The organism is Melissospora conviva, from assembly GCF_049523535.1.
Taxonomy (GTDB): Bacteria; Actinomycetota; Actinomycetes; order Mycobacteriales; family Micromonosporaceae; genus Melissospora; species Melissospora conviva.
Window position 1 is genome coordinate 17326 of sequence record NZ_JBLLDT010000007.1, and the last position, 12873, is coordinate 30198.

Genomic DNA, 12873 nt, shown 5'->3' on the forward strand with positions numbered 1-12873 from the left:
GACCGGCAGCCGTGTGCCCGGCCCCGGTGCTGCGGGGTCCGCCGGGCCCACGGCGGACCGTGCGACCGGCAATCCACAGAAAGCCCAACGGTGATGATTGGTTTTTGTTTCTTTAGAAGATAAAACTCATCGTCTTCATAGCTGCTGTGCAAACTGTGGAGAACCCGTGTTCGTGCAGGCCAGCGGGTTATCCACCGGTGGTTTACCTGTGGAGAAACATGGGAAAAACTCGGTGGTTGGTCCACAGGCGCCGCCGCCGCCGCGGTTGTCCACCGCTGTCCACCGGTTATCCACCGGTTATCCACCGGGTTTCTCCCCAAGGCTGTGGACACGTGAGTCGGGCTTCCGACGCGTTGTCCCCAGAACCTTCAACAGGATGTCCACACCCGACCTCGCGCCGGTGGACAACGCAATGCGGATCGAGCAACTTCCACAGGCTTGTCAACAGGACTTCTCCACATCTTGTGGATAAGTGTCGCTGTCTGAGACCGGATATCCACCGGTGGGGAAAACCACCTGTGTACAAGCTGTGGATATGTGGACGGGCGCAAGAGCGTTTTTGGGGGCCGACAGGCCGCGAAGCACCTGCTCACAGCGGGAGATGGCCGCTGCGGCACCCGGTCGGCCGGCCTGTGGATCTTCACATCCCGGGTTCCGCCACCGTGCCAGCGCGGCTCGGAGCCGTCCCGACGTGTCGGGGATCTCCTGCGTTGACGGACACCGTGTGCGCCGATGACGGCTGCTTGGTCCGCAACGACTCACGCCCGACCACCGGACAATCGCCGGGCGGGGCCCGGGGCGACCGCGGACGAGCCATGGAACGACCACAGGCCCGGCGGGCGGCCGGGCCTGTTCGGGACGTGCGGACCTCCGCGGTGGACCTACCGGAGGCCGGAGGATCAGGAAGTCTGCTTTATGCGGTTGGTCAGTTCGGCGATCTGGTTGTAGAGCGAGCGCCGCTCCGCCATCTGCTGCCGGATCTTGCGGTCGGCGTGCATCACAGTGGTGTGGTCGCGACCGCCGAATGCCTGCCCGATGCGGGGCAGCGAGAGGTCGGTGAGCTCCCGGCACAGGTACATGGCGACCTGGCGGGCGTTGACCAGCACCCGGGAGCGGGAGTGGCCGCGCAGATCCTCCAGGCTCACCCCGAAGTACTCGGAGGTGGCCGCCATGATCTGGTCGGCGTTGATCTCCGGTCCGGAGCCGTCCGGGATGAAGTCCTGCAGGACCTCCTCGGCCAGCGACAACTCGACCGTCGAGCGGGTCAGCGACGCGAACGCGGTGACCCGGATGAGGGCCCCCTCCAGCTCCCGGATCGAGTTGGAGACCCGCGAGGCGATGAACTCCAGCACGTCCGGCGGCGCGTACATCCGCTCCTGGGCTGCCTTCTTCTGCAGGATCGCGATGCGCGTCTCCAGGTCCGGCGGCTGGATGTCGGCGAGCAGCCCCCACTCGAAGCGGGTCCGCATCCGGTCCTCGAGCGTGGCGAGCTGCCGGGGCGAGCGGTCCGAGCTGATCACGATCTGCTTGTTCGCGTTGTGCAGCGTGTTGAAGGTGTGGAAGAACTCCTCCTGCGTCCGCTCCCGGGTCTCCAGGAACTGGATGTCGTCGATCAGGAGGATGTCCACGTCCCGGTAACGGCGCTGGAAGGCGCTGGTCTTGTCGTCGCGCAGCGAGTTGATGAAGTCGTTGGTGAACTCCTCGGTGGAGACGTACCGCACCGACTTCGCGTTGCCCAGCGTGGTGGCGTAGTGCCCGATCGCGTGCAGCAGGTGGGTCTTGCCCAGCCCGGAGTGCCCGTAGATGAAGAGCGGGTTGTACGCCTTGGCCGGCGACTCCGCCACGGCGACCGAGGCCGCGTGTGCGAAGCGGTTCGACGATCCGATGACGAAGGTCTCGAACATGTACTTCGGGTTGAGCTGATTGCCGCCGCCGCCCGTGGGCCGTCGCTCCGGAACGCGGTGATCCCCGGGTACGGAGAGCCGCCCCGGACCACTGTCCCCGCTGCGCGTCGGCCGCTCGGCCATCGGCCGGTCGCGGCCCATGGCGTGCGCCGGGTTGTGATCGTCCTGCCGGTAGCGCGCGGAGGGCTCGGACTCGGCAGGCTCGCGCCGGGGTGGGGTGGGGCGCGAGGGATAGGCCGGGTTGAAGAGTGTCGCCTGGCCCTCCCGGCTGGCGGGGATGAGACCGGGCCGTACCTGCTCCTCGATCAGATCCGGGCGGCGGTTCGGCTGCGGCTCGTGCTCGGCCGGGGGTCCTTCTCCGCGGGGGTGTTCCTCGCCACGGGGCCGGGCGTACCCCGGGGCGGGGTACTCGTCGCGCCGCGCTTCGTCGAAGCGCGGGCGGGCGGGAGGCTCGGCTGCCGCGGGCCCACCGGTGTAGTCGTACTCGGCGGTGGGTTCGGGGTAGCCGCCGGCCACGCCGTTGTAGATCGTTCCCGGGCTGGTGCCGGCGCTGTCCTCGGTGGCGCGCACGGTGACCGCGACCTGGATCTCGCGGCCGAGCCGGCGGCTGAGCGCCTCGGTGATGGCCGGGCGCAGTCGCGACTCGATCACGTCACGGGTGAAGGCGTCCGGGACGGAGAGCAGAGCGGTGTCCTCGACGATCGCGCGGAGGCGGGTCAACCGGAGGTAGGCACGCTGCTGGGCGGAGATGATCTCGTCGGCGAGTTCGTCGGTAGTCGCGGCCCACACCGCGGCGAAATCGATCGCTCCGGCCACCGTCCGTGCACCCCCTCGCCCTGCTTCTCGGTCACCGCTGATTCGCCGACCGGCTGCTACGTGTCACGGCCCGCGGGGCGTTGCCGCCTCTGGTCAAGCCTGCGCCGTCCACAAGTTATCCACAACCTGTGCACAGGCCGATTGTGACCGACGACCGACCATGTGTGGGACCCCGCCCCCACCCGAACGACCCGCTGAAGCGCGTTCACCTTCCTGAACGATCCACTGCCCTGTGAGGTCTTGCCCGGCAGCGCCCTGCGTGGTCTTGCCCGGCAGCGCCCTCGCCTCCGGACGCGTACCGCAATCGGGCACGGTAACAGCGTCGGCGGCACCGCTTCAACCGGTCCGATCCTCGGAAACCTGCCGGAAACGGGCCTTTGTCGATCAACCGTCCCCGTTCTCCCGCGCTGCTCACGGTGTCTATCGGCAAAAGGCGCCTCGAGGTGTCGCGTTGACGGTGATTGCTTCGCTGCGTAGGCTTGTGCGGCTGCTCTGTGACCCTCTGCTAGGGTGATGAGTGCTTGCTGCCCCGGACCATCTGAGCTGAACGCACTCGGACCGGCTCTCGACCGCTCAGGACCGACCCCGTCGGATCTGACCGGCCTCAGCCGACCGCGTCAGGACCTCCAGGACGCGTACGGGTCATGCCGACCCTCAGGCGGCTACGGGCAGCGAACAGGCCACCTGTCGAGGTGGCTTGCGAGACCACACAGCTGATCCGGGCGGTCCCACCGCCCGGGGGGTATGAGAAGACGGAGAGCCTGACGTGAGCAAGCGCACCTACCAGCCGAACAACCGTCGGCGCGCCAAGACCCACGGCTTCCGGCTGCGCATGCGCACCCGGGCCGGCCGCGCCATCCTGTCGACCCGTCGTGCCAAGGGTCGCACCCGACTGTCGGCCTGACGCCGACGCCGGGCCGATCCGGGAGACCAAGGCAGTCGTGCTGGCCGCCGCGCAGCGACTGCGGCGCAGCAGCGACTTCGCCGCAGCGTTTCGTGGTGGGCGCAGAGCCGCCCGCGGCACGCTGGTGGTGCACCTGAAATCGGCTGACCCCGGCCTGACGCACGAAGTGGAGCCGGCGCGGAGCGCCGACGTGGAGTACGTCTCCACGTCGCCCCGCGCCGGTTTCGTCGTCTCCAAGGCCGTCGGCAATGCGGTCGTACGCAATCGGGTCCGCCGTCGTCTGCGGCATCTGGTCCGCGAACGGCTCGGCGAACTGAGCGCCGGCAGCATCCTGGTGGTGCGGGCGCTCCCCGCCGCGGCCGACGCCTCGTACCTCCGGCTCGGCGCGGATCTCGACGCCGCCCTCGCCGCAGCCCGCTCCGAACGCGGTCGTGGCCGGCGGTCCCGGTGAGCGGTTCCGACTCGCAGGCCCCGCGGTCGCTCGGTGCCCGCATCCTGATCGGCCCCATCGTCGCGTACCGTCGCTGGATAAGCCCGGCGTTGCCGGCCCGTTGCCGCTTCTACCCCTCATGCAGCTCCTACGCCCTCGAGGCGATCAGCCGTCACGGTGCGCTGCGGGGGACCGCGCTGGCAGGCAGGCGACTGCTGCGCTGCCATCCCTTTCACCCAGGTGGACATGACCCGGTTCCGGAGCCGGGCGGCCGCCGCCGCGTCGACGTGAGTGGAGACCCGAATTGAATCTCGACTGGATCTACACGGCGATCTCGTGGATCCTGCTGCGCTGGCATGACCTCTGGGATCTGATCATCCCGGACCGGGCCGTGCTCGGCACCAACTGGTCGTGGATCCTCTCCATCGTCTTCCTGGTGGTCACGCTCCGGGTCATTCTCTTCCCGCTCTTCGTCAAGCAGATCAAGTCGCAGCGGGCGATGCAGGCGCTCCAGCCGAAGATGAAGGAGCTCCAGGAGAAGTACAAGGACGACAAGGAACAGCTCCAGGCCAAGATGATGGAGCTGTACCGGACGGAGAAGGCCAACCCACTGATGGGTTGCCTTCCGATGTTCCTGCAGGTCCCGGTCTTCCTCGGCCTCTTCTGGATCCTGCGGCGGCTCGATCCGGGCCGCACCGACGCGAACATCACCCTCTACGGCTGGACCGCCGAGCAGTTCCACGACGCCTCGGTCGCGCAGCTCTTCACCGCGCCGATCTCGGCGACCTTCGGCTCCTCGGCCGAGGAGCTGGCGGTGCTGGGCGCCAACGGCACCGTCGTCAAGATCATTGCTGGTGTGCTGGTCCTGGCCATGATGGCCACCACCTTCCTCACCACTCGGCAGATGATCATGAAGACCGGCCGGGCCGAGGACCCGCAGCAGGCGATGATCCAGAAGCTGATGCTCTACGGCATCCCGCTCTCGCTGCTCGTCTCCGGTGCGATCTTCCCGATCGGTGTGGTCATCTACTGGGTCACGAACAACCTCTTCAGCCTCGCCCAGCAGCAGTGGGTGCTGCGCAAGTACCCGCCGCCGCCCACGGCCAAGAAGACCACCGGCGCCGGCAAGTCCGCCCCGGCGGGCAAGGCGAAGAACGGCAAGGCCCAGCCGGCCAAGGCCGGACTGCTCGGCCGCAAGGCCCCGGTGCAGCCGGAGCCGAAGCCGGTGAACAAGGCGCTCGCCCCGAAGCCCGGAGCGAAGCCGGTACGCCCCAATCAGAAGCGCGGATCCACCAAGCGCAAGGGCTGAGACTGCCGTCCGGCCGCCCCACCAGCGGGGCGGCCGGACGTTCTCCGTGAGGCCGGTTCCGCAGCGACGGAGCGCCGAAATCCGGAATCGATCGCGCAGAGTGCGAGCAGGGGCGAAACTGCCCTGACAGACCTGCCCGCGGAGCCGGCCACCACCGTCGGACGCGGGAAACCAGTGGGCCCCCCGGGCCCGCGTCCGAACGAGTACGGAGATGACACCGTGACCGACACCAGCACCCCGCGCGCCGACGACTCCCCCAGCGAGGAGACCGAGGCGATCACGGAGCAGCGCGGCGCCGGCCTGGACTCTGCCGAAGCCGGCGAGATCGAGGAGATCGAGGAGATCGACGCCACGGCTGACGAGGACGACGAGGACGACGACGCGGAGGCCGACGAGGAAGCCGGCACCGCGGCGGCGCCCAAGCGCTCCCTGGCCGAGAAGGACCTCTTCGCGCAGAGCGAGATCGCCGCCGACTACATCGAGGGGCTGCTCGACATCCTCGACTACGACGGCGACATCGACGAGCTGGTCGCCGGTGGCCGCCCGGTCGTCGAGGTGGTCGGTGGTGACGTGGAGGCGCTCGTCGGCCCGCGCGGCGCCACCCTGGAGGCGCTCCAGGAGCTCTCCCGCCTGGCGATCTTCCGGCAGACCGGCTCTCCGAGCCGCCTGCTGCTGGACATCGGCGGCTACCGCGCCGAACGCCGCAAGGAACTCGGTGCGGTGGCGAAGAACGCGGTGGAGAAGGTCAAGGCGCACGGCGAGCCGGTACGTCTGGAGCCGATGTCGGCGTTCGAGCGCAAGTGCGTGCACGACGTCGTCAACGCGATGTCCGGGGTGCAGAGCGAGTCCGAAGGCGTCGAGCCGAACCGCCGCATCATCGTCCGCCCGGCCGACTGACCGCGGCATGACCTACGAAACAACCGCCGTCCCGCCCTCCGACGCCGAGCCGAGCCCCTCGGCGCCGGCCGCGGAGGTTCCCCTGCCGGCGCCGGACACCGCGGACCAGCCGGCCGCCGAGACCGAACTTTCGTCGGCGCAGGCCGAGATCGTGCTCCCGGAGGAGCTCACCGAGGCCGCGCAGGCGCTCTTCGGTGACCGCCTCGAACTGGCTTCCGCGTACGCGCAGCTGCTCGCCACCGACGGTGTGCTGCGCGGTCTGATCGGGCCTCGCGAGGCGCCGCGCATCTGGGATCGGCACCTGCTCAACTGTGCCGCGGTGGCCGAGGTGATCCCGCCGGAAGTCACCGTCCTCGACGTCGGTTCCGGTGCCGGGCTGCCCGGCCTCGTGCTGGCGATCGCCCGGCCGGACCTGAACGTGGTGCTGATCGAACCGCTCGCCCGGCGGACCAGTTTCCTGCTGGAAGCGGTGCAGCAGCTGGGTCTGGCGCGCACGGTGCGGGTGGTGCGCGGCCGCGCCGAAGAGGCCGCGGCCGGAACGACCAACGCCGGTGTGATCACGGGTGACATCGTGACCGCGCGGGCGGTGGCGCCGCTGGACCGGCTCGCCGGGTGGGCGCTGCCGTTGCTGGTACGCGGCGGACGGGTGCTGGCGCTCAAGGGCGCCACCGCGGCCGACGAGGTCGCCGAGCACACCGCTGCGGTGGAACGCCTCGGTGGCAGTGCCCCGGTGGTGCACCGCTGCGGTGTCGGCGTGATCGATCCGCCGACCACCGTTGTGGAGTTCGTGCGCGAACGGATCGTCCACCCGCCCGGTGCACGGCCGGCGAAGAAGTCCCGGGCGAACCGGCGCGGCGCTCCGGGGCGCAACCGCCGCTGACCGACGCCTTGTTGGGCGCTGGGGCGTACGGCATGGCGGTCGTACGATCGGCCCGTCGGCGCAGCGTCGGTTTGCTGGAGTCAAGTACCGGATGCCGGGCACAAGCCTGGCATCCGGTCCGGCTTTCAGGGGACGGGAAGCGTGTTCCGGGTGAGGGCTGGCGGGACACGCAGCCGGCGGTTGCTGCTCTTCCCTGCTGCGGCCGTGGTTGCTTCCGTTTTTACGCGAGAGCCGATCTGTGACCGCAAGTGCGAGCACTATGTGCCGATGCGGCCAGCGTGGAGACCAGGTGGTACTGGCCTCATCGCCCGATGTGTCGTGGACCTGATCCGCCCGTGCGCCGTAGGCTGACCGCGCGTCGATAATGTGGAGCGGGTGGGCAGCGTGATGGTCAGCCCCTCGCCGCTCCTGCCGGACCGGCCGACCATCCGCAGCGGGTAGGGATGACAGGGTGCATCACGACGGTAGATATGACGAGCCAGAACTGACACGCGGCTATTCCCCTCAGGCTTCGGTTTCACGTGAAACCGAAGCCCACCCGGACGCAATTTCCGGTAGCGCCGTCCAGCCGCAGGCCATCGCCGGGGTGCAGCACGCGCCGGCGCCGGAGCAGCGGCTGCCGCCGGACGAGGTCGCCATTTCGGCGCCCTCGGTTGACGAGGCCACGCCGGTGTCGAATACGGCGGGCCAACAATCGGACGCGTACGTTTCACGTGAAACGGAAATGCGTCATGATGATGATCCACCCCTTGCTATGGAGGCGATGCGTGCCGTGCAGATTCTGAATCCCAGCGGCGAGGTGACCATGCCCCGCCCGCAGCGGACTCGCGTCATGTGCGTCGCGAACCAGAAGGGTGGCGTCGGCAAGACCACGACCACCGTCAACCTGGCGGTGGCGCTGGCGCTGCACGGCAACCGGGTGCTGGTGGTCGACCTCGACCCACAGGGCAACGCCTCGACCGGGTTGAGCGTGCCGCACCACACCGGCGTTCCGGACGTCTACGACTGTCTGATCAACGGCATGGCGCTGGAAGAGGTGGCGCAGGGCGTCGAGGGCATCCCGAACCTCTGGTGCGTACCGGCGACGATCGACCTCGCGGGTGCCGAGATCGAGCTCGTCTCTGTGGTCGCCCGTGAGTCGCGGCTCTCCCGCGCCATCGAGGCGTACCCGGGTCACTTCGACTACGTCTTCATCGACTGCCCGCCGTCGCTGGGGCTCCTGACGGTCAACGCGCTCGTGGCGGCCCAGGAGGTGCTGATCCCGATCCAGTGCGAGTACTACGCCCTGGAAGGGCTCAACCAGCTGATCAACAACATCAACCTGGTACGCCAGCACCTGAACCCGCGGCTCGACGTCTCCACCATCCTGCTCACCATGTACGACCGGCGGACACGCCTTGCGGACGCCGTGGAGCAGGACGTGCGCAACCACTTCGGCGACAAGGTCCTGCAGGCGGTCATTCCGCGCAACGTCCGGGTCTCCGAGGCGCCGAGCTACGGCCAGTCGGTGATGACGTACGACCCGGGATCCCGCGGTGCGATGAGCTACTTCGCCGCGGCCCAGGAGATCGCGGAGCGAGGGGCGATGGCACCGGTGGGCCGCAATGCGTAGTGGTGACGAGTCGCTGGGAGGCGTCGTATGAAGAACCGTCCGCGGGGTGGCCTTGGTAGGGGCCTCGGCGCGCTGATTCCGACGGCTCCGGTGCCCGTCGCCGCCGAAGCCGGCGGAGGGGTCGCCACGGCGGAGCCGCCGACCGGCGGACCTGCTGCGGCCTCGGCCTCGGCCTCGGCCTCGGTCCCGGTCGCGGCTCCGGCGTCCCCGGCTCCGGCCGCTCCGCCGGCCGTCGAGACGTTCTCCCCTGCCGAACCGGCCGGAGCGCAGCTCGCCCCGGTGCCGGGCGCGCGGTTCGCCGAGATTCCGGTTTCGTCGATCATCCCGAACCCGAAGCAGCCCCGGCAGGTCTTCAACGAGGAAGCGCTGGAGGAGCTCAAGGTCTCGATCCAGGAGGTCGGTTTCCTTCAGCCGATCGTGGTGCGGGCCCTCGACGACGAGAAGTACGAACTCGTCATGGGAGAGCGACGCTGGCGCGCCGCCCAGGAGGTCGGCCGGGAGACGATTCCGGCGATCGTGCGGGACACCCGCGACGACGCCATGCTGCGGGACGCTCTGCTGGAGAACATCCACCGCGCCAACCTCAATCCGCTGGAAGAGGCCGCCGCCTACCAGCAGCTGCTGGAGGAGTTCGGTGCCACGCACGAGGAGCTGGCCCGGCGAATCGGCCGCAGCCGCCCGCAGATCTCCAACACCATCCGACTGCTGAACCTGCCGCCGCAGGTGCAGAACCGGGTGGCGGCAGGTGTGCTCTCGGCCGGGCATGCGCGTGCGCTGCTGGCGCTGGACGACGCCGCCGCCCAGGAGGAGCTGGCGCGCCGGATCGTGGCGGAAGGACTCTCGGTGCGTTCGACCGAGGAGATCGTCCAGCTGGCGCTCGCAGACGGCCCCGCGAAGACCCCGGCCAAGCGGCGGGCCAAGCCGCACGCTCCGGCGCTGACCGACCTCGCCGATCGACTCTCGGATCGGTTCGACACCCGGGTGAAGGTCGACATCGGCCGCAGCAAGGGAAAGATCACGATTGAGTTCGCGACGGTGGACGACCTGGAGCGGATCGTCGGGCTGATCGGCATCGAGGAGGAGTCAGAGCTGCCCGAGGAGTGATTCCCCGGAGTCGCCTGCCCTGGCAGGTGCGAACTCCGGCAGCGAAGAACGGCGGGCCGCGCAGTCAGATGCGGCCCGCCGTTTCGTCTGCGGGGGCGGGCCGACGCTCAAGCCCGGAATGGCGAGCTTCGGTTTCACGTGGAACCGGGGCGGCGGCATCATTGTGCCGACGCCCGACGCCCGACGCCCGACGCCCGACGCCCGACGCCCGACGCCCGACGCCCGACGCCCGACGGGCTGCGTGCTCCGGCGACAGCGGGGTGATCAGCCGGTCCCGCGCCGGACGCGTTCTTCGTGCGAGCCGGCAGCCACGCACGGCGTTGGTGCCTCGCTCTGGCGATCTCCCGTCTCGCGTCGCCGGTATCACCGGATCCACGCCTGCCTTCGTCGAGCGGGCGTGTCAGTGGCGGAGCCGCGTTTCACGTGAAACGCGGCAGCCTCCGCCCGGTGGCGAGTCGTCGGATCGAACCCGGCCGAGCCGGATCAGCATCGACAGCGCGTATTCCCGCGGAGAGGTCTGGGACGGCAAGCCCTCCCTGCCGGTCAGCCGCACATGGTTCTGCGGCCATACCGGTCCCGACCCCAGGATGCCGGTCAGCCGCGATCGGGCCCCGGCAGAGCCGCGATTCGGCCGGTGGCGTGCGGGCGAAGCAGCGCCTGCGGAGAGCATCGGCGCACCACCGGCCGCCGGAGCTGATTTCCGTCCGATCGAGGGCCGGCGGCCCTGGGAAAGTCCGGCCGGTTTCGGGCTCGCGGCCGCACCGAAGAGGGGTCATGTTCGTTGGATGTTCGGGATCCCCAGCGGCGGCAGAGTTGTCCACACAAGTTATCCACAGGCAGCGTGGTTTCACGTGAAACCCCGCGTGAAAGCGGGTGCGGGCCTGTGGATTACTTCGTGGATTACCGGGTTTTCCGGCGCTCAGGGGCGAAGTTCACGGGCTGAGCGATGGGGACAACCGTCTCCGGCTGGGCTAGGGTCACCTCGTGTCCGACACCCCTCCTCTCCCTGCTTTCAGCACCTGGCCCTCGTTCCCCTTCGAAGGGGATTTCCGCGTCAAGAAGCTCGACGATCCAGTAGCGGTCGAGCCGGACCGGAGAGGCGAGGGAGACCGTGAGTGCCTGAGTTGCCAGACTCCCGACGACGCATACATCTGGGTCGGTGAGCGCTGGCGGGTGCGTGCCATGGACCGCCCTTCCGGGCTGCCGATGGTGCTGATCCTGGAGACCCGGTCCCACTACGATCTGGGCGACCTGCCCAACCTGCTCGCCGCCGAGCTCGGCGTCATGACGGTACGTCTCGAACGGGCGATCCGATCTCTCGACGGTGTGGCGCGGGTACACGTGAACCGCTGGGGTGACGGCTCGGCGCACCTGCACCTCTGGTTCCTCGCCCGCCCGTACGGGCGTCTGCAGCTGCGGGGAACGTTCCTGTCGCTCTGGGACGACATTCTCCCGCCGATCTCCGAGCAGCGGTGGCGTCAGAGTCTCGCCATGGTTGCCGCCTGGCTGGCGGACTTCGAGGGCCGGCCGGTCGCCGAGCCGCCCCGGATCGAGTGGCAGGCGCCGGCGAGTTTCGCGTCGAGGGACGCCGCAGCCGCGACGGATCGCGCCCGGGAAGCGGATCGCGCCCGGGAAGCGGAGGCTGCCGGGGAAGCGGACGCTGCCGGGGAACGGGGAGCGTGGACGGACGCCGGGGTGACGGGAAGCGAGTCGTCGCAGAACGCTCTGCCCGAGCCGGCCGAGAGCGGGCCGGAGGTTCGCATCCCGGCTCAACGCGCCGGCCTGGCCGACGACCCGGTCGACCCGGTCGACCTGGGCGACCCCGAGAGCGTCAGCCCGGACCGGGGCGCTGGTCTGCCCGACCGCGCCTCCGGTTACACCGCGCCGACGCCCCGCAGCGAAGGCTGACAACCGCCAAGAGCTGCCACCGCCAGAACGGCCAACCGCGGAGCGTGCGGACTCGCGGGGCGGCGGCTGCGCCCGGCCGGGACTGTCAGAGGTCCCGGTCGGCGGCCCGCGCCACCATCGTCGCCAGGACCCGGCCGAGGTCCAGCCCGGCGGCCTGCACCGCGAGCGGGAGCAGCGACGTCTCGGTCATCCCCGGCGAGACGTTGACCTCGAGCACGTGCGGTGCCCCGGCCTCGTCGACGATCAGGTCGACCCGGGAGAGATCCCGCAGGCCGAGCGCCTGGTGTGCGGCGAGCGCCGTCTCGGCCACCGCGGCCGCCACCGGCTCGGCGAGCCGGGCCGGTGTGTGCCAGGTGGTGAGGCCGGCCGTGTAGCGGGCCGCGTAGTCGTAGCGGCCGTTGCGGGGAACGATCTCCACGGCGGGGAGCGCCTGCGGTCCGTCGCCGAGGTCGATCACGGAGACGGCGATGTCGACACCGGGCACGTAACGCTCCACCAGGGCGGTCGAGTCGTACGCGAAGCAGCCGACCATCGCGGCGGGCAGGGCGGCGGCGTCCCGGACGACCGCGGCGCCCAGGCCGGAACCGCCCTGGGCGGGCTTGACCATCAACGGCAGCCCGAGGTGGTCGACGATCCGGTCGAGCACGGCGACCGCGCCGAGCTCCGAGAAGCGGTCGTGCGGCAGCGCCACCCAGTCCGGGGTGGGGATGCCCGCCTCGCGCAGCACAGTCTTGGCGGAGGGCTTGTCCCAGGCCCGCCGCGAGGCACGCGCATCGCAGCCGACGTAGGGCACACCGCAGAGGTCGAGCACGCCGCGCAGCGAGCCGTCCTCACCGGCCGCGCCGTGCAGCGCGATCACCACCGCGTCCGGCGGATCGGCGGCCAGCGTCGGCAGGAGCGTCGCGTCCACGTCCCGCAGCTCGGCGTCGATCCCGGCCGAGCGCAGCGCGTCGAGGATGCGACGACCGGAGCGCAGTGACACCTCGCGTTCGTAGGAGAGGCCACCGGCGAGGACCACTGACCGCAGGTCACGCCGCTGTCCGGACGAGTCGTGACCGACGGCGCTGTCGGCGCGGAGAGACTCCGCTGAGGTCGTACCCATGGGCCTG

At 69.9% G+C, this 12873-nt stretch carries 11 protein-coding genes; 9 read left to right on the forward strand and 2 right to left on the reverse strand.

The features are described 5' to 3' along the window. Positions 1–899: 899 nt before the first annotated feature. On the reverse strand, positions 900–2720 hold the full coding sequence (gene dnaA, locus ACK8GG_RS16305; RefSeq protein WP_440356723.1) for a chromosomal replication initiator protein DnaA: 1821 nt from the start codon (positions 2718–2720) through the stop codon (positions 900–902). A 766-nt stretch (positions 2721–3486) separates the two neighbouring features. Here dnaA and rpmH point away from each other — a divergent pair. The 9 genes from rpmH (at position 3487) to ACK8GG_RS16350 (ending at position 11764) form a co-directional block, all read left to right on the forward strand. Continuing rightward, entirely contained in the window at positions 3487–3624 is a 138-nt protein-coding gene (gene rpmH, locus ACK8GG_RS16310; protein ID WP_067300964.1) for a 50S ribosomal protein L34, read from the forward strand. Between the two features lie 37 nt (positions 3625–3661). After that, on the forward strand, positions 3662–4075 hold the full coding sequence (gene rnpA, locus ACK8GG_RS16315) for a ribonuclease P protein component (RefSeq protein WP_440351298.1): 414 nt from the start codon (positions 3662–3664) through the stop codon (positions 4073–4075). A gap of 41 nt (positions 4076–4116) precedes the next feature. Next, positions 4117–4362: a membrane protein insertion efficiency factor YidD gene (yidD, locus tag ACK8GG_RS16320; RefSeq protein WP_440351495.1), complete on the forward strand. Its 246-nt coding sequence runs from the start codon at positions 4117–4119 to the stop codon at positions 4360–4362. Continuing rightward, positions 4359–5363: a membrane protein insertase YidC gene (yidC, locus tag ACK8GG_RS16325; protein ID WP_440351297.1), complete on the forward strand. Its 1005-nt coding sequence runs from the start codon at positions 4359–4361 to the stop codon at positions 5361–5363. Before yidD ends, yidC begins: the two co-directional genes overlap by 4 nt. A 174-nt stretch (positions 5364–5537) precedes the next feature. Beyond that, complete coding sequence (locus ACK8GG_RS16330; RefSeq protein WP_440356724.1) at positions 5538–6260, forward strand: Jag family protein; 723 nt, start codon at positions 5538–5540, stop codon at positions 6258–6260. 7 nt (positions 6261–6267) lie between these two features. After that, complete coding sequence (gene rsmG / locus ACK8GG_RS16335; RefSeq protein ID WP_440351295.1) at positions 6268–7140, forward strand: 16S rRNA (guanine(527)-N(7))-methyltransferase RsmG; 873 nt, start codon at positions 6268–6270, stop codon at positions 7138–7140. Positions 7141–7777: 637 nt separating this feature from the next. Beyond that, positions 7778–8752 carry a ParA family protein gene (locus ACK8GG_RS16340; RefSeq protein WP_440354729.1) on the forward strand — a complete coding sequence of 325 codons (975 nt, stop codon included), beginning with the start codon at positions 7778–7780 and terminating at the stop codon, positions 8750–8752. A gap of 27 nt (positions 8753–8779) precedes the next feature. Beyond that, on the forward strand, positions 8780–9856 hold the full coding sequence (locus tag ACK8GG_RS16345; RefSeq protein WP_440356725.1) for a ParB/RepB/Spo0J family partition protein: 1077 nt from the start codon (positions 8780–8782) through the stop codon (positions 9854–9856). 984 nt (positions 9857–10840) lie between these two features. Further along, entirely contained in the window at positions 10841–11764 is a 924-nt protein-coding gene (locus ACK8GG_RS16350; protein WP_440356726.1) for a hypothetical protein, read from the forward strand. An 85-nt stretch (positions 11765–11849) separates the two neighbouring features. On the opposite strand, the gene ACK8GG_RS16355 is transcribed toward ACK8GG_RS16350, so the two are convergent. Beyond that, complete coding sequence (locus ACK8GG_RS16355) at positions 11850–12866, reverse strand: D-alanine--D-alanine ligase family protein (protein ID WP_440354590.1); 1017 nt, start codon at positions 12864–12866, stop codon at positions 11850–11852. Between the last annotated feature and the right edge of the window lie 7 nt (positions 12867–12873).

Excerpts from the sequence above, each read along its gene's own strand:
- rsmG (WP_440351295.1), top strand. The coding sequence starts at position 6,268 with ATGACCTACGAAACAACCGCCGTCCCGCCCTCCGACGCCGAGCCGAGC.
- ACK8GG_RS16345 (WP_440356725.1), top strand. The coding sequence starts at position 8,780 with ATGAAGAACCGTCCGCGGGGTGGCCTTGGTAGGGGCCTCGGCGCGCTG.
- ACK8GG_RS16355 (WP_440354590.1), bottom strand. The coding sequence starts at position 12,866 with ATGGGTACGACCTCAGCGGAGTCTCTCCGCGCCGACAGCGCCGTCGGT.